This is a genomic window from Pristimantibacillus sp. PTI5 (assembly GCF_048572955.1).
Lineage (GTDB): Bacteria > Bacillota > Bacilli > Paenibacillales > Paenibacillaceae > Pristimantibacillus.
Genome location: NZ_CP183886.1, coordinates 4,707,877 through 4,725,377, shown reverse-complemented (window position 1 = coordinate 4,725,377; position 17,501 = coordinate 4,707,877). Strand labels below are relative to the sequence as shown.

Genomic DNA, 17,501 nt, shown 5'->3' with positions numbered 1-17,501 from the left:
GAGCCGATGAAACTCACTTACTTATGGATCGTCTTTCTTGCATTGTCGCTCGTCTCCTTGTTCGTAGGCGTTACCGACTTGCGTCCGTGGGATCTATTCTCGATGACCGAACAACAAGCGCAGGTCATGCTTGTAAGCCGTATTCCCCGCTTGGTCAGCATATGGCTTGCGGGCATCGGCATGAGCGTCGCCGGCTTGCTCATGCAGCAGCTCGCGCGCAATAAATTCGTGTCGCCTTCAACAGCCGGCACGACCGATGCAGCCAGTCTCGGCGCACTTTTGTCCATTCTGCTCGTGCCGGACGCTCCGCCGATTATGAAGATTTCCATCGCGTTCGCGTTCGCGCTGCTCGGTACATATGCGTTCATGCGAATACTGGACCGCATTCAATATCGCGAGCCTATCCTAATCGCGCTCATCGGCCTGATGTTCGGCAGTGTCATAGGTGCGGCCACAACGTTCCTTGCGCTTAAGTACGATCTGCTGAACAGCATCAACAGCTGGCTGAACGGCGACTTCTCGGTCGTGTTGAAGGGGCGTTACGAGATGCTTTACTTGAGCATACCCGTTATCGCCATTGCCTACCTGTTCGCCAATCGGTTCACCATTGCCGGCATGGGGGAGCATTTCGCGACGAATCTCGGCTTGGCTTACCGAAGAGTTGTCCGAATCGGGCTCATTATCGTAGCGCTCGTCTCGACGGTTGTCCTGCTGACGATCGGCTCGCTGCCTTTTCTCGGGCTCATCATTCCGAACATCGTCTCACTATATAGAGGCGACGACCTAAGGAGCAGCCTACCGCATACAGCCCTGCTCGGCGGCGTGTTCGTGCTCGCCTGCGATATTATCGGACGCGTGGTCATCTTCCCGTACGAAATTCCGATTGGATTGACTGTCGGCGTGCTCGGAAGCGCGATCTTCCTCTATTTGCTGCTAAGGAGACCATCATATGCGTGAACTTTGGAAACTTCTGCTGCTCGGCGCGCTTACTATTGGACTAATCACCGTCTTTTTGACGATTGACGCTGCCGGCAATTGGGACTATGTGCTGCCGCGAAGAGCGCGCAAGATCGGCGCGATCGCGCTGACGGGCGCGGCGATTGCTTATTCGACCGTCATGTTCCAGACGCTGACAAACAACAAAATTTTGACGCCCAGCCTCATCGGGCTCGATTCGCTCTACCTGCTGCTGCATACCGCCATTGTATTCGTATTCGGCTCAACGGCATTTACGACCTTCGGCAAGCACGAGCAATTCGCGCTATCAGTCGTACTCATGATCGCCTTCGCAATGCTGCTGTTCCTGGTGCTGTTCCGCATACAAGGAAGATACCTGTACTTCCTGCTGCTAGTCGGCATCATATGCGGCACCTTCTTCTCCAGTGTATCGTCGTTTCTGCAGATGCTGCTCGACCCGAACAACTTCCTGCTCGTACAGGACAAATTGTTCGCGAGCTTCAATAACGTGAACGCCGATATTTTGCTGCTGGCGGCAGCGCTTTCGATTGGAGCGGTTGCATTCTTTCATCGCGAATTCAAGTACTTAGACGTGCTTGCGCTCGGCAGGGAACATGCCGTTAATATTGGTGTACCGTACGACCGAACCGTTCGCAGGATGCTCATATGCGTCGCCGTGCTCGTCGCCGTATCGACTGCACTTGTCGGTCCGATTACATTCCTGGGGCTGATCGTCGCGAACGTTGCCTACCGCGTCGCCGGCACGTTCCGTCACAGCGTCATCATCCCTGCGGCTGTACTCATTAGCGTAGCGGCGCTCGTCGGCGGGCAGCTCGTCGTTGAGCGGGTATTCACTTTCTCCACCTCGCTAAGCGTCATTTTGAATTTCATCGGCGGCGGTTACTTTCTCATCTTGATGCTGAAGGAGAACAAAACATGATTAACATACGCGGCGTTACAAAACGATACGGCCAGCAGCACGGCATCCATGACATAAACGTCCAAATCGCCAAAGGCCGCATTACATCGCTTATCGGACCTAACGGCGCAGGCAAGAGCACGCTGCTGTCAGTCATGAGCAGGCTTGTCCCGATGGATGTCGGTGAAGTGAGCATTGACGGGCTGGACGTCAACAAAACGGACAGCGAACGGCTAGCGCGAACCGTATCGATCCTAAAACAGACGAATGACATCAATGTCAGGCTGACCGTCGAGCAGCTCGTCGAGTTCGGACGGTTTCCTCACTCAAAGGGCAGATTGACAAGCGAGGACAAACAGCGTGTCGAGGAGGCCATCCGCTATTTGGAGCTTGGGCCGATGCGCAAGCAATATCTCGACCAGCTAAGCGGCGGACAGCGCCAGCGCGCGTTCATTGCGATGGTCCTTGCCCAGGACACCGAGTACATTTTGCTCGACGAGCCGCTCAACAATCTCGATATGAAGCATTCCGTGCAAATCATGAAGGTGCTGCGGCGTTTAACGGACGAACTTGGACGCACAGTCGTGCTTGTCCTGCACGACATCAACTTCGCTTCCTGCTATTCAGACGCTATCATCGCGATGAAGGACGGACAAATCGTCCATGAAGGCCCGACCGGCCAGATGATCGATGCTTCGGTTTTGAGAGACGTCTACGACATGGATATTCCGATTCACAACATTAACGGTAACAACATTTGCGTTTATTTCTCATGAATCAATCAGGAAATAAGCGATTCCTGTATGAAGATATAACAATCTAATATAAAGAGGAGCGACCATCCATGAAGAAATCATTTGTAACCATCATCCTTACACTCGTGCTTGCAGTCATCGTGTCCGCTTGCGGCGGCAATAACGCCAACAATAGCAGCGGAGCGACGAACGTACCTACCGACGTATCTACCGAAGCGCCGACTGAATCGCCAACCGCGCCTGCCGAAGTGACGATTACGCATTCTCTCGGCACAGCCACCGTCAAATCGAATCCGGCCAAAGTCGCCGTCTTTGACTACGGCGTACTCGATACGCTTGACAAGCTCGGTATCGAGGTTGCGGCCGTGCCGCAAGATAATCTTCCTTCTTACTTGGAAAAATACAAGGATAGCAAATATGAAAATGCCGGCACCTTGTTCGAGCCGGACTTCGAGAAGCTAAGCGCGCTGGGGCCTGACGTGATCTTTATCGGCGGCAGAACATCGGAAGCTTACGAGGAATTGAATAAAATCGCCCCTACGATTCTTGTGTCGATCGATTATGCAAGCTATGCGCAATCGTTCGAATCCAATATGAAGATGATCGGCCAACTGTTTGGCAAGGACGCCGATGTTGCGGCAGAGATATCCGCCATTCAAACGGCAAGCGCCGATCTTAGCGCGAAAGCGGCGAACGCCGGCAAGGCGCTCATCCTGCTTACGACAGGCGGCAAAATCTCTGCGTACGGTCCAGGCTCCCGTTTTGGCATCATCCATGACGTGCTTGGCTTTGTCCCTGCCGATGCGGCTATCAAATCTGACACTCATGGACAAAGCGTATCCAACGAGTACGTACTGGAAACAAATCCGGACATCCTGTTTGTCGTCGACCGCGATTCCGTAGCTGGCGGCGAAGGCGCTCAGCCTGCGAAGCAAGTGATCGAGAACGATCTGATAAAAAATACGAATGCGTACAAAAACAATAAAATCTTCTATCTCTCCCCTGGATACTGGTACTTATCCGGCGGCGGCCTGATCTCCGCTAAGGAAATGATAAACGAAGCAGCAAAGGCGGTGGAATAATTATGCTAGTACAGACAAGAACGATTGTTGTAAAGCCGGGTAACGCCGATAAGGTCGTTGGGCGTTTCAGCGGTCCTGGTCCGCTGGACGAACGTGAGGGGTTGCTTGATATCACGGTCATGGTCAATAAGAAGGCGAAAGAGCACGAAGAAGTAGTGGTTACTATCCGGTGGGAGTCCATTGAAGCGTGGAAGAACTGGGAGAAGAGTCCCGAGCATATTAATGGTCACCGGCAGAACCGCGGCCAGTCGGCACCTGACTACGTGATCAGCACCGACGTCAACTTCTACAACGTCAAAGCCGTTAAGTCAGGCGGTCAGCTTCGCACCTTCGAAGGCGAGTAAGCCATAGCCGATTCTTGCATGCCTATCTGTTTCAAATGCCCTGGCAGCCGCCCGGGCATTTGCTTTCCTTTAGCTTCTTAAGACAGGTTAAAAGTTTAAGACCCGTAAGATGGACTCCTCCTTCACGAGGTGTCCATTCTTACGGGTCTTTATTTTATTTTAAGAACTATTTTTTCGAACGTTTTTTGGAAGATGTTTTAACATTTTTTCCGCGTTTCACGCTCGAAACCATAACATTTTTCTCTGTATGCGTGTAATAATGCTGATAGACAGGACAACAATGATGCTGCTTTACCGTTTCAATATTTTGAACGACATTCACGATCTGAGGATGGTAGTAGTTCTCGTATTGCGTAATTGGAGGATCATAAATCGTCTGCGTTGGACAATCGGGACAAAAGCCAGCATCGGTCATGCCGCCTACGTTGCCCAAAGTATCGTAATTATTTCGGTTCACAGTAATTATCCCCTTCCTGTTTTGGAATACACCTTATTGTATTCACAGTGAGGCCATACGACCTGTACGCTTGACATGGAAGGCGATGGCCTGCCGGGTTTCCGCGGTTAGGAGAGCGGGAGAGTTACCGTGTACCGGTTACGCCTTGTGACATTATTGTTTAAAAGCTTTGATGTTTCGTCTAGCTTTCTTAAAGCTTTAAATTAGAGAAAACCTGATTTCGACCATTTTGTTTTGCTTTATAAAGGGCTAGGTCCGCTTGCTCGATGATATCGTCCTGATGGCTCTTCGATAAAGATGCAACACCGATTGAAATCGTAATATTAATTCTTTTTCCATCATTTAATTCAAATGGATGGTCCTGTACGGCAAGTCTGATTCGCTCTGCGATAACAAGTGCATCGTGGTGAGGAGAATCAATAAGCAATATTGAAAACTCCTCTCCTCCGATACGAGAGATGACATCAAAATTGCGAGATGTGACTTTAAGCAGCTCTCCTACCTGTTTTAATAAAATATCGCCGTTTGGATGCCCATAAGTATCATTCACTTTTTTAAAATAGTCGATATCAACCAGCATTAACGTTAGTTCCTGATTTTTATCTATTGCATTGGATAACCTCTTATTGAACAAAAGGTCAAACATGCGGTGATTATTCAATCCAGTTAAATAATCGACTGTCGCATCCCTTTCCATTCGCAATGAATAACGCTTTGCTTTTTCCAAAAACAGGGCAAGATGCGCAGAAAACAATCCTCCTGCAGATATCATCAAGACGTATAAGACCGTTGGACTAAGCCCATGTCTTCCTAAAATCATGAAGAAAACGATTGAAGTTAGTACATTGCATATCAGCAGTGAATATACCCATTTTTTCCAATAAGAAAAGCCCATGCTGCAAACAATGCCTACACCAAGAGCAATGAGCATCGTATTCCAGGTGGCAATCAATGTATCCGTGGTAATAGAGCCAAAAGCAAATAAACGCATCAAACTAATAATAATTCCTGTTATTAAGGCTGGAACGATACCGCCCGCAAGAGCCGTGAGAATCAACGCTAGCTGCCTAAAATCCAGAATGGTATTATCAAAACTTACTGTAAAAATAATAAGCAGGGTACCTAACAAACCGCCTATCAATCCGATTATAAATTTTCCGGACCAGCTTAGCGGTTCACCAAGGCCTCTTTTCTTGAAAAATACTTGACTAGTCATAAATAAAAATGCTGTAACAATAGCAAAATTAGCGATTATGTCTTGGAAAGTATCAAAAATAACTACTCTCATAATTATCTCCTTATAGAACACCCGGAAACTCCGCGCAGTATAGTCTTGATGTAGCTGTTAGCCATCTTACACAACTTTTTTAGAAACAAACAATAATAATAACATCAATAGTAAAAAACGGATACAGGTAAAAGAAAAATCATTATTAACAAGCTGCTGTACGTTACCCTGCCGTTAGCTTCATAAAGAAAGAGAGCAGTTCAACGTGAACTGCTCCTTGTAGGTTCAACTATATTGAGCGACCAATCGAAATCGTTATTTTAACTAGAAACCGCATCATAAGAAGGAACAAACTTCTTCAACAACGCCATACACATGATATAAATTCGATAACCAATGAATCCGCCTAATGAATTCAGAATGACATCGTCTATATCGAAGCTTCCAACATGCAAAAGCATTTGTGAAACTTCTAAAATAACAATAACAATCACTAGCAATAGAACGAAGCGATTAAAATTCCGGTTTTTTTTTGAAAAGTACGGCGAACTAAATCCTAACGGTATAAACAATAAAATATTTCCGAAGAGGTTGTTAAACCAAGTGTTAAAACTGTAATGTTCATACCTTGTAATATACGTGGCAATTGTTTTAAAAGGTATGACATTGTAGTCGTAACCGCTATGACGGTAATTGCCATTCAACAACATGAATAACCTGTGATCCAAAAACAACGTCTTCACGACGAACAAAACATAAATGATAAACAATCCAGCCATAACGACTCTTGTGAATAATCTAAATAACCTCATAAACTCCCCTTTGCCACTCTATCGATTTATTAGAAACAGACGCTTTAGTTAAGGGGATGGTTGCACATTTCGTTAAAATGATCAAAGCGCATTTAGCGGCTTCTGAACGCAAAAGAGGATTGATAGGCGTATCCATCAATCCTCTTTTCTCTGGCAATGGCCTCATGACCTGACTGCCAGCATTAGCGTAATCGCCACGGCTAACAAAGGACTGCCTGCGATCAAGCATTAATCCGCTAAAATCGTGTCAATGCGCTGTATAACCTCTTTCGTCAGCGTAAGCTCGCTTGCTTTGCTATTTTCCACTATCTGATCCGGACGGCTGGCTCCGACCAAGGCGCTGGCGACGTTTGTCTGGCGGAGCACCCAAGCGATGGCAAGCTGCGCGGTAGAGAAACCAAGCTCCCCTGCCAATTCTTTCAGCTGATCCACGCGGGATAGATGCCAATCGCTCAAATAACCTCCGATGTACATATTAGAGCTTGCGTCCAGCGCCCGGCTGCCCTGCGGCTTTCCTGCTTCCCCTCGGCTGTATTTTCCCGTAAGCACGCCCTGGGCAAGCGGCGAGAACACGACCTGGCTTATGCCGTTACGTTCGCCCAGCGGAATGATTTCCTTCTCGATTGCGCGGTGGAACATATGGTATTGCGGCTGATTAACCACGATGCGGTCAAGCAAATATTTATCCGCTACCTGCAGCGCTTCCTGCATCTGCGCAGCCGTCCACTCGCTTACGCCGACATAAAGCACTTTGCCGGAACGGACAAGATCCTCTATCGTGCGAAGCGTCTCCTCCACCGGCGTATTCGAATCAAAGCGATGACAATAATAAATGTCGATATAATCAAGGCCAAGCCTTTTCAAACTGGCATTCGCCTGTTCCAAAATATGCTTGCGGGACAATCCGCGATCGTTCGGGCCCGACCCCATTTCACCAAACACCTTCGTCGCAATGACGTACGACTCGCGGGCATAGCTCCGCAAAGCCTCTCCGACGACCTCCTCGGCTTTTCCGCGCATGTATACATTGGCTGTATCGAAGAAATTGATGCCTAAATCATAGGCCTGAGCGATCGTTTCGGCTGCCGTTCCGTTATCAACCGAATTTCCGTACGTTAACCAGCTTCCAAGACTGATTTCACTTACCTTTAAGCCTGTTCTTCCGAGATTTCTATATTTCATGTCAACCTCCGCTGCTTTTATTATTTTAGCTGTTCATCCCAAAATGTTCGTTTTTTCTACTATTGGCGGGTTTTAGATGATAGATCTGCGATCCATGAGATTTCGCGCTTCAGCAGGCTCAAAAACTCCGAGTGCAGCAAGCCCTCTTCGCGGTGGGCAGGCGTTACGCAGCTCACTCTTCCGCTGCCATAGGGATGGCGCCAGCCTGCAATGGATTCCCCGTCTTCCGAAGAAGAGCGCAGAAAAACCTCCGTGTTCTCCTCGTCGCAATGGACAAAATAATGCTCATCCGCAAAGGCAAACCGCTCCTGCTGTCCGTTGTCCGCTGCAGCATAGCTCACCTGCTTGTTCTGCTCGGGATGCGATAGAAAATAACCGCGCAGCATCTGCGTATAGCTGCTATCCGGCGGATAGGAAGCTAACCCGGAATGCCACGCCAACCAGCCTCCGCCATTTTCCACGTATTGGACGATCTGATCCGATAGTGCCGGCGTCATCCATTTCAAATCCGGCTGTTCAATGGGGGCCACACGGTCCTCAGCGAACAATGCGACGGCTGCCGGTTGATTGCGGAGCTCGCAGATGAGTTGATCCGGATGGTTGACAAAATGCACCTGGAGCTCCGATGCCTCGATCAGCCCTGCTAACGCTTTAAGCAGCGATTCTCTGGCGAGCTCCTCCTTGTGATAGAAATCGCCGACGAGCGCGACGAGTGTTTTCATCCTGCGCCTTCCTCCTCGTTCATGCGGTTTAGATTACATTTTCATCGGCACCCCGGTATGGTCGATAAACAGAGCATCCGCTTCGGTTTTCCGTTCTGCGAGGTCCAGGATACCGGCAGCGGATACGGTCGCATCGCCTGGAGCCTGGTCTCCGCCCATATCCGTTCTAATCCAGCCCGGATGGAGCGCATGAACGATAATTCCTGACGGCGCCAGCTCCTTGCGAATCTGAGCGGAGAACATATTCAGCGCCGACTTAGAAAGCGCGTAGGAATAGTCCCCGCCGTATGCGCCGGCAAAGCTGCCTGCCTCCGAGCTAATATTAATGACGCACGGCCTCTCCCCTTTGCGGAGCAGCGGCAAGAAATGCTTCAGAACGACTATAGGACCGTATAAGTTCGTTTGGAAGGATTGCTCTACCTGCTCCATATCAAGCTGTTCGAGCTTCTGGTCTCGGCCAAGCAATATGGCTGCGCTGTTAATGACAGCGTCAAGACTTTGAATGCGGCTTCCGACTTGCTCAAAGGCATAACGGACCGAGTTCTCGTCAGTAACATCAAGCGGCACTATCGTTACCTGGCCTGGAAAAGCCGTAATCAGCTCCTGCAGGCCACCGGCAGAAGAACCTGGACTGCGAACCCCGGCCAGCACATGATGTCCCCGCTTACAAGCCTCGGCAGCAAGCGCAAGGCCTAACCCACGATTTGCACCCGTAATCAATATGTTCATATGATTTATTACCTCCTATCAATCTAAGCTTTTTTTGCCGCGTTGCTGAACAAACGGCTGCTACTTTTTGTCGTTCTCCAGCAGCTCAAGCATGATTTTTAATTGTTTAAAGGAGTCCATATAAGCGTATCGTCCGCCTGTATATTCCCCTTTTTGTACCAAGGCCATACCTTTCTTTTCCATTGCAGCAACCTTTTCTTTCATCCCATCCACCACAAAAGCAATATGATGAGGACCTTCACCGTGCTGGTCAAGATGCTCCCTCCATGTGCTTGGGTGCTCATCCGGCTCGATTAGCTCAAGCTGCAAGGCTCCCATGTCAAAAAATGCAAGCTTCGCGCGCGCCACCGACGGCTCTCCGTTATATTCAGTCTGCGCTTTGTCTACCGTATCGGTCCAGAACCAAGCCGGCTTCTCCACGCCAAAAAAATCGGCATAGGCCAGCGACGTTTCTTCGATGTCCTTCACCAATAATCCAATTTGCGTAATCGTGCGTGTTCCCAGCACATTGCTGTCCATGCCCATCTCTCCCTATTCGTTTTTTATGATAGAATTCGTTTTTTCTATTCGTAAAAAGCAATATTGCCTTCTGCTATACATGCACGAAATACTACTCTCTTACAAAAGCTACATGCCGATCACCCCTCTCGCTAATGTTAACCGCATCGCATGAACGCGCGTTCATTTTGCAGAAAAGAAAGTAGAAAGAGCTGTCATATTATACACATACCGTCTATATGAAAAGCACCGATATACTCTATTTTCATTTTCGTATACCGTTATTTGCAGCCAGCTTCCGAATGAAAGCCCGTTATTGCGGAGCAGCTTTCCTGCCCAGATTGACGCCTCGGCTCTCTCGCTTTGCTTCGCCTGGCACTCCGACCGGAGAAAGACTGCACACAAACACTTTAACAGGAAAATCTCCATCTATTTTGCGCGAAATAGCGGTTTATCTAAGTTTAACTGGAAATTTTCCCTTTAATAATAAGTAAACCGCTGCAAACTGGAATAATCAGCTGCATTAGCAGGAGAAATTCCCGTTATACCAAGCGCATCCATTCCGTTCCGTTCAGCACCGTTTGCCTTTCCAGCCGTTATTCTTCTAATGCGCCTAACACCAAACCGACTCTCCTGCTAGCATAGGCTTGTCAGAAACCCAGAAACCCACAACTCTACATCCCCCAATCAGGCTGTCGTTACGCTCTGACAGGAATCCCTAACGATCAGCTGGGTTCCCGCTGCGGAAGCTTGGAATGTATCCGTGCCGCGCTCGATGCTGGTGATCAAGGTTTTCGTCAATTGGTCCATCATGTCGGCAAAATCAACCTTAATCGTCGTTAAGGGAGGGCTGTGATGCTCGCTCCGGAAATGATCGTCAAAGCCGATGACGGACACATCCTGCGGCACGCGGATACCAGCCTCCTTCAAAGCGCGAACCGCTCCAAACGCTACACTGTCGTTCGCGGCAAATAGCGCCGTAGGGAGCTCGGTCCCCGCTTTCAGAAAATCCTTAATGGCCCTATAGCCGCTCGCCTCGTTAAAATCGCCCGGTAATATCCACTCCGTGTTAACGGGCAGGTTATGCCGCTCCATCGCAGTCTGAAAGCCCCGCCGCTTGGACGGTCCTGAATATCGGTTCATATCCCCGTTGATCATGCCGATCCGGGTATGCCCCAAGCTGACTAAATAATCGACGGCCTGGCCTACGCCGGTTTCATTGTCGAAGTTGAATACGATCCGGTTCGGCTCTGTACGGCCGGGTACATGCTGGTCAACGATCGCAACCATGAAGCCTTCCGTGATCAGCTCTTCGATTAGCGGTTCATGATTGGCTGCTCCGATAAATACCCCTCCATCAATTCTACGCTGGTAGAAGATTTCCTTAATGGTTCGGATTTCCTCCTGCTCTTTCAGATCCCGCACGATATGCGTCAGCACATAATAGCCTTGGGAAGAAGCGCTTTCAATAATTCTCGCAAGCAGCAAGCTCGAGATGCTGTCGCCCGATACGCGTCCGGAATCGATCATGAATAGACCGATCGTTCTCGTACGTTTGCCGGCAAGCACCTGCGCGGATAAGTTCGGATAATAATTGTATTGCTGAATGACCTTCATCACCTTTTGTTTCGTGTGTTCCGGCACGTTGGTATAATTATTGATGACCCGGCTGACCGTGCTTCTCGATACGCCCGCCAGCCTTGCAATCTCCGTGCTGTTTATTTCCTTATTCAATCGATAACCTCCGCTTGTAAACACGTGTTTATGCGCATATGGTACCAATGATCGCTGCAGCTGTCAATCCATAATTGCCGCAAGCTCCGAATCTATTATTGGAGGATGGTTCGACATTTGCAAAAGCCTTGCTGTTTCTGCATGACGACAACCCAGCTTTTATGCCGGCTGTACCTGAGCCTATAACCATGCAGCAAAAAAAGGCTGCCCTCCGGATATCCTCCTTCAGACAGCCTCGGCTGTATGCACTGCTAAATCGCTGCTGCTGCCAGTTGCTTCGTATAAGCATGCCGCTCTTCCGCTAGCAGCTGACCGCGGGAGAAACGATCGACGATCTCACCCTGCTTCATAATGATGAAACGGTCGCTCATGAAGCTGACAGCCGTTATATCATGCGAAATGAAAAGAAAGGCCATGCCCAGCTCCTGCTTGATCCTGGTAAGAAGCCTCAGCATCTGGGCTTGTACGGTTACATCGAGGCTCGAGGTCGGCTCATCGCATAAAAGCAGCTTTGGTCCGAGACTGATGCCGCGTGCAATTGCAACGCGCTGCTTTTGTCCGCCGCTCAGCTCATGAGGGTACCGAAAACCATGCCTCAGCTATCTTGTTTCCCTGTGCAAAGTTACGCGTTTGAGGCGCGGGCAGTATTTCTTTGCCTCGAGCCGCTCCGGCGTCGTTCTTTTGTTTTTTGTTGTCGTATAGTTGCGATCACCTGTTTCTGTACAAGCGAGCGTTACGATGACTCTCACTGCGTTCACCTCCGGTCCATCAAATATAAAAGCCTTAATGAATGGTTTGTTCCCATTGCTCCTCCGATGCATTGGGGAATTCATCCGAAAAATCGCTCCAGTCAAGCTGCAGCTCACTGTCACTGAGAAGGCAGCTGTCAAGCGAGTCCATCAGCTTCGCACGATCCAAGGCAATACCGATAAATACAACCTTATTGATACGATCTCCGTAATCTTCATGCCAAAGCCCCGCTAGCTCCGGGTCTTCCCGCAGCACAGCTTCACGCTCAGCCTCAGGCAAGGCAGCCGCCCATTGGCCGGCCGGACCAAATTGAATGGATGGACCCGCTTGGCTTAAGCTTTGCGCGTAACGGTTCCGGGTTGCCAGCCACACCATTCCTTTGGCGCGAACGATTTCCTCCGGCCACTCCTTCATCCATTCCATAAGACGCTCCGGATGGAACGGCTTCACCCGTTCATACACAAAAGAAGATATCCCGTATTCTTCCGTTTCAGGCATATGCGCAGGGGCAGCCATCTCTTTTATCCATCCAGCCGATTGGCTCGCCTCGTCGAAATTAAATAACGAAGTATTCAAAATCGCCTTCGGGTCTACCACGCCCTTCGAGGCCCGAATGAACGCTGCGCGCGGCTGCAGGGCACGAAGGACGCCTTCAAGCTCCGCTAGTTCTTCTTCTTCCACCAGATCGCATTTATTCAAAATCAGCACATCGCAAAATTCAATTTGGTCAATCAGCAGATCAACAACCTCGCGGGTATCGTCCTCGCCTACCGCTTGGCTTCTCTCCAGCAGCGTTTCGCCGGATGAATAATCATGCCAGAAACGATAAGCGTCAACGACCGTTACCATACAATCCAGCTTGCAAAATGCCGATAAATCGACTCCTTGCTCTTCGTCGATATAGGTGAAGGTTTGCGCGACGGGGACCGGCTCGCCGACTCCGGTCGATTCGATTAATATGTAATCAAACCGGTTCTCCTTCGCCAGCTTCTCAACCTCCTTCAGCAAATCCTCCCTCAGCGTGCAGCAAATGCAGCCATTCGACATCTCTACGAGCTTCTCGTCCGTCCGGGATAAACCTCCTCCATCCTTGATGAGGCCTGCATCAATGTTTAATTCGCTTAAGTCATTCACAATGACGGCGACCTTAAGGCCGTCGCGATTGTTTAGTACATGGTTCAAAATGGTCGTCTTTCCCGCACCCAAATAGCCGCTTAATACGGTCACTGGAATTTTATTCGCTTCCACTGGACACCTCTGTTCCGATCCGATTATGGATTCTAATAATACGTAATAATTACGATTATACCTCAATCAAAAAGCCGTCATATCTGACTACTAATAGTAATAATTACGTTTTATGTAGTATAACAACCGTTTCGTCTTCCGTCAAGATCGTAATCGTTACAAATAAACCTCATCCTCTCAACTCCAGCTGCAAACGCTAACGGACCTATGCCGACCCGCGGTTTCCTTAACTTTTACAATAAGTATGTAACTTTGTGGCATTTTTTTCGTCTTTATTGGTATGCAGAAGAAACGGGCTGGAGGGATAACCTGATGTTTAAGATTTGGAGCATCATCTTTTTGATTGGAGTGACGACAGCATGCGCGAATACCGGCGAATCTGCCTACGATGCGGCGGCGGGATATAAACCATCCGCAGTAAATGAACAATTTGTTGTTCCCCTTCTTTCCGAGCAGCAACCATTCACATTTAGCAATCCCAATATTTTAAAAGGCTCAACGTATAAGCTCAAAGGCATAGGCGGCGAACAAGGCCTCTACCCGCCGCTGGCGTATTTCGAAGAGCTTAGCCGATTAGGCTGGGACGAGCTAGAGGATAAAAGGCTGGGGCATGCTCATTTTTTCATAAAAAACCAAACCGTGATCTCTGTTATTGTCAAAGAAGATTTCATTCAAGTCTATGAATTGAAGAAAGACGCTAAATATTAAAGCTGGCCAAATAAAAAAGAGCTGCCGCAGTCACCGACCGCGGGCAGCTCTCTTTTGCCAAAGGCGCAATTTATGTTTTATTCGACCCGAACCGCATGCTTCTGCGCCAGCAGCGACAGTTCTGCCGCCTTAAAGGCATGCTCCTGCGTCATTGCGTTTTCCGTTCCGTTCAAGCAATCCAGTATTAGCTGGCCAAAATACGGAAAGCCGACCTTGCCCCCTAGCTGCATATGCTGCTCCCCGTCGGCATTAACCAAATAAAGCTGATCGCCCTCTTTTTCCCTGCCGATATCGATATATTTGCGCAGCTCGATGTAGCCTTCCGTTCCGAGAATGATGGTCCGTCCGTCTCCCCAAGTGCCAAGGCCGTTCGGCGTAAGCCAATCGACGCGGAAATAGCCGGTAGCCCCATTTTCGCCGACAAGCGTCATATCGCCAAAATCCTCCAGCTCCGGATAATCCTTATTGGCGTAGTTCGCAACCTTGCTGTTCACGACATTCGCATTCTGATTGCCCGTAAAATACAAAAACTGTTCGATCTGATGCGATCCGATATCGCAAATGATGCCGCCGTACTTTTCCTTCTCGAAAAACCAAGCCGGCCGGGATGCGGCATTCAACCGATGCGGTCCAAGACCCATGACCTGAACGACACGTCCGATTGCGCCCTGCTCGATTAATTGGCCGGCAAACACAGCGCTTTCCACATGCAGACGCTCACTATAGTAGACAGCATATTTCTTGCCTGTTTCCTCGTAAGCCGCGCGCGCATCCGCAAGCTGCTCCAGCGTCGTAAATGGCGCCTTATCGGTAAAATAATGCTTCCCGCTTCGCATCACGCGCACGCCTAGCGGGCCTCTCTCCGACGTAATCGCGGCAGCGGCAACCAGCTGCACCTCGGGATCGCTCAGCACCTGCTCCTCCGACTCGGCAGCCTGCGCCTGCGGATACTGGCGGATAAAGGCTTCCACCTTGGCTGGATCGGGGTCATAAACCCACTTTAAGGCTGCTCCCGCTTCAACAAGCCCGTTGCACATGCCATAAATATGTCCATGATCCAAGCTGACTGCTGAGATGACGAATTGTCCGTCTTCGATAACTTTGTTCGGCTTCCCCTTCGGTGCGTATTTCATTCCATCCGCTTTACTCATTTGCTTATTGCCTCCTTCTGAAATGACGAGTTTGAAATCCGGTCCTGCAAATGCTGGTGGAACAACTCCTCATCGATGGGAAGGTCAACCCAGTTGTCGGTCCAAGTAGACAGCAGCATGGCATTTGACAGCATGAGCCCCTTAATGCCTTCCTCTCCCGGAGCAATCAACGGCTCATCAAACAAAATCGCATTCACGAAGTTTTGCGTGATGCCTTTATGGTCCGGATAGCTGCCTTGAACCGGAATTTCGCATTTCCAGCATTCCGGCTGGCCAAAGCCGCCTGTAAAAGTCTTATTGAACTCCGGCTCAGGGGTGCGCAGGCGCCAGAAGGTAAGTTCATTGTTTTCGATGACGATTTTTCCGCGGTCGCCGCTAATCTCAAGCCGGTTCGTTCCCGGCGCCTCGCCGGTAGTGGTAACGAATACGCCGGTGGCCCCGTTTTCATATTCCACGAAAGCCGTCACATCGTCCTCTACCTCGATATTCCGATGCTTGCCAAAATAACAGAACGCACGGACGCGCTTCGGCATCATGCTGATCGTCCACTGCCACAAATCAAGCTGATGCGGATCTTGATTGAGCAGGACGCCGCCGCCTTCTCCCGCCCAGGTTGCCCGCCATGTGCCCGAATCATAATAGCTTTGAGAGCGGTACCAGTTTGTAATAATCCAATTGGTCCGTTTTACCTCGCCCAGCTCTCCCGCGTCAATCAATTCCTTCAGCTTTACATATAACGGATTCGTGCGCTGGTTATACATCATGCTGAATTTCACGTTCGCTTTGCTGCCCGCCTCATTCATCTGGCGAACCTGCTTGGTGTAAACGCCCGCCGGCTTCTCGCACAGCACATGCAGTCCCCGTTCAAAGCAAGCGATTGCAAGCTCTGGATGCGAGAAATGGGGCGTAGCGATAAGCACGCCGTCTACCAAGCCGGAATCCATCATCTCATACGGATCGGCATAGAGTCCCACTTGATCGCCAAGCTTTTCTTTTGCCCACTGAAGATTTGTTTGTATGCTGTCGCTGACTGCAGTCACTTCAACCCCGCTTACTTCGCCCTTCAATAAGTAACCGATATGACCTTTGCCCATGTTACCCAGTCCGATAACTCCCAAACGAACGATCTGCATCCGGATGCCGCCCCTTTATTAAAATGATGTAATCTTATTGTCAGCCTGTTTTGCCTGCCTCTATGGTAACACTTTAAAACCGTGCCGACTTCATTCGCATTATCCTGTTTACGCTTTTATTTGACTGTGGTTGGTGTATAATGAGGGTAATTATAAGGGGGAGTCGATCGCATGAGCACGCAGCACCGAATCAGCGAACCTTTTACAATGGGCACTAGCTCTAACTTTAACGGTCAGGTTCAATACCATACCCACTTCCATTACGAAGTTTATTACTTCCATGGCGGCAAAGTGAACTATCTCATCAATGACCGCATATACGTTCTTGAACCCGGCGATCTTCTTCTGATGCACGGCATGACGCTGCACCGTGCACATATCGATCCCAGCGTGGCATATCACCGCTCCACCCTTCATTTTGATCCGTTTTATTTCAAGCAGTTTATCCAGCCGCCTTTTGCAGGGGATTTGCTGGAGCCCTTTCAGAAGCTTCATAATGTGAGACTCCAGCTTCGCGGTGCCGAGAAAGAAGATATCGAAGCCTCGCTGCATCGCCTTGGGCAGCTGTATGCGCAGAAGGATACTTTTTCAAACCAGCGCTTTCAAGCGCAGCTGCTAGATTTGCTGATCTTAATTAATCAGCTGTGCCAGAAGCCGCTAAAGGAAAAACAAGCCTTTCCCTCCTCTAAGGAGCAGCATGTTCAATCGATCATCTCCTATTTGGAATGCCGCTTCAACGAGGATATTACGCTGGAGGGCATTCAAGCCGGGCTGCATTTAAGCAAGTTTTATTTGGCAAAAACATTCAAAGAGGTTACGGGCTTTACCATTTTTCAATTCCTGATGCAGCGCAGAATTTACCAGGCCAAAATCGAGCTCATAGACGGCGTTCAACCCATTACTGACGTTGGCTACGAGGTCGGATTCAAGCATCCCTCTCATTTCAGCCGTGCATTCAAGCTTCATACGGGCTTTACACCCGAGCAATATCGCAAGCAGAATCAACTGCGTCAAGACAACGCGGAATAAGCTTCAGTCCCTTTTTGCGGATTGGAGCAGTTGACTCATTTAGTTGATAAGCGTATTATTGTT

General features: G+C 49.3%; 20 protein-coding genes. 7 read left to right on the top strand and 13 right to left on the bottom strand.

Going from position 1 to position 17,501, the window contains the following annotated elements; all coding sequences use genetic code 11:
* Nucleotides 1–6: 6 nt before the first annotated feature.
* From ACN6MW_RS21170 to ACN6MW_RS21150, 5 genes are all read left to right on the top strand, one after another.
* Nucleotides 7–957 carry an ABC transporter permease gene (locus ACN6MW_RS21170; protein ID WP_419871937.1) on the top strand — a complete coding sequence of 317 codons (951 nt, stop codon included), beginning with the start codon at nucleotides 7–9 and terminating at the stop codon, nucleotides 955–957.
* Nucleotides 950–1,897, top strand: coding sequence for an iron chelate uptake ABC transporter family permease subunit (locus ACN6MW_RS21165; protein ID WP_419871936.1), 948 nt, complete (start codon nucleotides 950–952; stop codon nucleotides 1,895–1,897). The genes ACN6MW_RS21170 and ACN6MW_RS21165 overlap by 8 nt, the downstream gene beginning before the upstream one ends.
* The gene (locus ACN6MW_RS21160) at nucleotides 1,894–2,652 is read left to right on the top strand and encodes an ABC transporter ATP-binding protein (protein WP_419871935.1); all 759 of its coding nucleotides are present in this window, start codon (nucleotides 1,894–1,896) and stop codon (nucleotides 2,650–2,652) included. Before ACN6MW_RS21165 ends, ACN6MW_RS21160 begins: the two co-directional genes overlap by 4 nt.
* 68 nt (nucleotides 2,653–2,720) lie before the next feature.
* Nucleotides 2,721–3,713, top strand: coding sequence for a siderophore ABC transporter substrate-binding protein (locus ACN6MW_RS21155; RefSeq protein WP_419871934.1), 993 nt, complete (start codon nucleotides 2,721–2,723; stop codon nucleotides 3,711–3,713).
* A 2-nt stretch (nucleotides 3,714–3,715) separates the two neighbouring features.
* A complete protein-coding gene (locus ACN6MW_RS21150; protein ID WP_419871933.1) occupies nucleotides 3,716–4,057 on the top strand; it encodes an antibiotic biosynthesis monooxygenase in 342 nt (113 codons plus the stop codon).
* Between the two features lie 166 nt (nucleotides 4,058–4,223).
* Here ACN6MW_RS21150 and ACN6MW_RS21145 read toward each other — a convergent pair whose 3' ends face one another.
* The 11 genes from ACN6MW_RS21145 to ACN6MW_RS21095 form a co-directional block, all read right to left on the bottom strand.
* On the bottom strand, nucleotides 4,224–4,514 hold the full coding sequence (locus tag ACN6MW_RS21145) for a hypothetical protein (protein WP_419871932.1): 291 nt from the start codon (nucleotides 4,512–4,514) through the stop codon (nucleotides 4,224–4,226).
* A 190-nt stretch (nucleotides 4,515–4,704) separates the two neighbouring features.
* A complete protein-coding gene (locus ACN6MW_RS21140; RefSeq protein WP_419871931.1) occupies nucleotides 4,705–5,802 on the bottom strand; it encodes a GGDEF domain-containing protein in 1,098 nt (365 codons plus the stop codon).
* Nucleotides 5,803–6,062: 260 nt separating this feature from the next.
* On the bottom strand, nucleotides 6,063–6,452 hold the full coding sequence (locus ACN6MW_RS21135) for a VanZ family protein (protein ID WP_419871930.1): 390 nt from the start codon (nucleotides 6,450–6,452) through the stop codon (nucleotides 6,063–6,065).
* A 330-nt stretch (nucleotides 6,453–6,782) separates the two neighbouring features.
* The gene (locus ACN6MW_RS21130; protein WP_419871929.1) at nucleotides 6,783–7,736 is read right to left on the bottom strand and encodes an aldo/keto reductase family protein; all 954 of its coding nucleotides are present in this window, start codon (nucleotides 7,734–7,736) and stop codon (nucleotides 6,783–6,785) included.
* Nucleotides 7,737–7,795: 59 nt separating this feature from the next.
* Nucleotides 7,796–8,458, bottom strand: a complete 663-nt coding sequence (locus ACN6MW_RS21125) for a ThuA domain-containing protein (RefSeq protein ID WP_419871928.1) — start codon at nucleotides 8,456–8,458, stop codon at nucleotides 7,796–7,798.
* Between the two features lie 33 nt (nucleotides 8,459–8,491).
* Nucleotides 8,492–9,187: an SDR family oxidoreductase gene (locus ACN6MW_RS21120; protein ID WP_419871927.1), complete on the bottom strand. Its 696-nt coding sequence runs from the start codon at nucleotides 9,185–9,187 to the stop codon at nucleotides 8,492–8,494.
* A gap of 60 nt (nucleotides 9,188–9,247) precedes the next feature.
* A complete protein-coding gene (locus ACN6MW_RS21115) occupies nucleotides 9,248–9,706 on the bottom strand; it encodes a VOC family protein (RefSeq protein WP_419871926.1) in 459 nt (152 codons plus the stop codon).
* A 666-nt stretch (nucleotides 9,707–10,372) separates the two neighbouring features.
* Nucleotides 10,373–11,419 carry a LacI family DNA-binding transcriptional regulator gene (locus tag ACN6MW_RS21110; protein ID WP_419871925.1) on the bottom strand — a complete coding sequence of 349 codons (1,047 nt, stop codon included), beginning with the start codon at nucleotides 11,417–11,419 and terminating at the stop codon, nucleotides 10,373–10,375.
* Between the two features lie 251 nt (nucleotides 11,420–11,670).
* On the bottom strand, nucleotides 11,671–11,835 hold the full coding sequence (locus tag ACN6MW_RS21105) for a hypothetical protein (protein ID WP_419871924.1): 165 nt from the start codon (nucleotides 11,833–11,835) through the stop codon (nucleotides 11,671–11,673).
* A gap of 183 nt (nucleotides 11,836–12,018) precedes the next feature.
* Nucleotides 12,019–12,168: a 50S ribosomal protein L33 gene (rpmG, locus tag ACN6MW_RS21100; RefSeq protein ID WP_419871923.1), complete on the bottom strand. Its 150-nt coding sequence runs from the start codon at nucleotides 12,166–12,168 to the stop codon at nucleotides 12,019–12,021.
* A gap of 34 nt (nucleotides 12,169–12,202) precedes the next feature.
* Nucleotides 12,203–13,417, bottom strand: coding sequence for a GTP-binding protein (locus ACN6MW_RS21095; RefSeq protein WP_419871922.1), 1,215 nt, complete (start codon nucleotides 13,415–13,417; stop codon nucleotides 12,203–12,205).
* Nucleotides 13,418–13,729: 312 nt separating this feature from the next.
* Here ACN6MW_RS21095 and ACN6MW_RS21090 point away from each other — a divergent pair, with 312 nt between their 5' ends.
* Nucleotides 13,730–14,125 (top strand): hypothetical protein, encoded by a 396-nt coding sequence (locus tag ACN6MW_RS21090; protein ID WP_419871921.1) that lies wholly within the window; start codon nucleotides 13,730–13,732, stop codon nucleotides 14,123–14,125.
* Between the two features lie 77 nt (nucleotides 14,126–14,202).
* Here the strand turns inward: ACN6MW_RS21090 and ACN6MW_RS21085 are convergent, their stop codons facing one another.
* Together ACN6MW_RS21085 and ACN6MW_RS21080 are read right to left on the bottom strand one after the other, a co-directional pair.
* Entirely contained in the window at nucleotides 14,203–15,276 is a 1,074-nt protein-coding gene (locus tag ACN6MW_RS21085) for a Gfo/Idh/MocA family protein (protein ID WP_419871920.1), read from the bottom strand.
* Nucleotides 15,273–16,409, bottom strand: a complete 1,137-nt coding sequence (locus tag ACN6MW_RS21080) for a Gfo/Idh/MocA family protein (RefSeq protein WP_419871919.1) — start codon at nucleotides 16,407–16,409, stop codon at nucleotides 15,273–15,275. Before ACN6MW_RS21080 ends, ACN6MW_RS21085 begins: the two co-directional genes overlap by 4 nt.
* 171 nt (nucleotides 16,410–16,580) lie before the next feature.
* Here ACN6MW_RS21080 and ACN6MW_RS21075 point away from each other — a divergent pair, with 171 nt between their 5' ends.
* On the top strand, nucleotides 16,581–17,438 hold the full coding sequence (locus tag ACN6MW_RS21075) for an AraC family transcriptional regulator (protein ID WP_419871918.1): 858 nt from the start codon (nucleotides 16,581–16,583) through the stop codon (nucleotides 17,436–17,438).
* Nucleotides 17,439–17,501: the final 63 nt, after the last annotated feature.

What these genes read in the sequence shown, in the direction of transcription:
- ACN6MW_RS21170 (WP_419871937.1), top strand. Translation starts at nt 7, where the DNA reads ATGAAACTCACTTACTTATGGATCGTCTTTCTTGCATTGTCGCTCGTC.
- ACN6MW_RS21165 (WP_419871936.1), top strand. Translation starts at nt 950, where the DNA reads ATGCGTGAACTTTGGAAACTTCTGCTGCTCGGCGCGCTTACTATTGGA.
- ACN6MW_RS21160 (WP_419871935.1), top strand. Translation starts at nt 1,894, where the DNA reads ATGATTAACATACGCGGCGTTACAAAACGATACGGCCAGCAGCACGGC.
- ACN6MW_RS21155 (WP_419871934.1), top strand. Translation starts at nt 2,721, where the DNA reads ATGAAGAAATCATTTGTAACCATCATCCTTACACTCGTGCTTGCAGTC.
- ACN6MW_RS21150 (WP_419871933.1), top strand. Translation starts at nt 3,716, where the DNA reads ATGCTAGTACAGACAAGAACGATTGTTGTAAAGCCGGGTAACGCCGAT.
- ACN6MW_RS21140 (WP_419871931.1), bottom strand. Translation starts at nt 5,802, where the DNA reads ATGAGAGTAGTTATTTTTGATACTTTCCAAGACATAATCGCTAATTTT.
- ACN6MW_RS21135 (WP_419871930.1), bottom strand. Translation starts at nt 6,452, where the DNA reads ATGTTGTTGAATGGCAATTACCGTCATAGCGGTTACGACTACAATGTC.
- ACN6MW_RS21130 (WP_419871929.1), bottom strand. Translation starts at nt 7,736, where the DNA reads ATGAAATATAGAAATCTCGGAAGAACAGGCTTAAAGGTAAGTGAAATC.
- ACN6MW_RS21125 (WP_419871928.1), bottom strand. Translation starts at nt 8,458, where the DNA reads ATGAAAACACTCGTCGCGCTCGTCGGCGATTTCTATCACAAGGAGGAG.
- ACN6MW_RS21120 (WP_419871927.1), bottom strand. Translation starts at nt 9,187, where the DNA reads ATGAACATATTGATTACGGGTGCAAATCGTGGGTTAGGCCTTGCGCTT.
- ACN6MW_RS21115 (WP_419871926.1), bottom strand. Translation starts at nt 9,706, where the DNA reads ATGGACAGCAATGTGCTGGGAACACGCACGATTACGCAAATTGGATTA.
- ACN6MW_RS21105 (WP_419871924.1), bottom strand. Translation starts at nt 11,835, where the DNA reads ATGGCCTTTCTTTTCATTTCGCATGATATAACGGCTGTCAGCTTCATG.
- ACN6MW_RS21090 (WP_419871921.1), top strand. Translation starts at nt 13,730, where the DNA reads ATGTTTAAGATTTGGAGCATCATCTTTTTGATTGGAGTGACGACAGCA.
- ACN6MW_RS21085 (WP_419871920.1), bottom strand. Translation starts at nt 15,276, where the DNA reads ATGAGTAAAGCGGATGGAATGAAATACGCACCGAAGGGGAAGCCGAAC.
- ACN6MW_RS21080 (WP_419871919.1), bottom strand. Translation starts at nt 16,409, where the DNA reads ATGCAGATCGTTCGTTTGGGAGTTATCGGACTGGGTAACATGGGCAAA.
- ACN6MW_RS21075 (WP_419871918.1), top strand. Translation starts at nt 16,581, where the DNA reads ATGAGCACGCAGCACCGAATCAGCGAACCTTTTACAATGGGCACTAGC.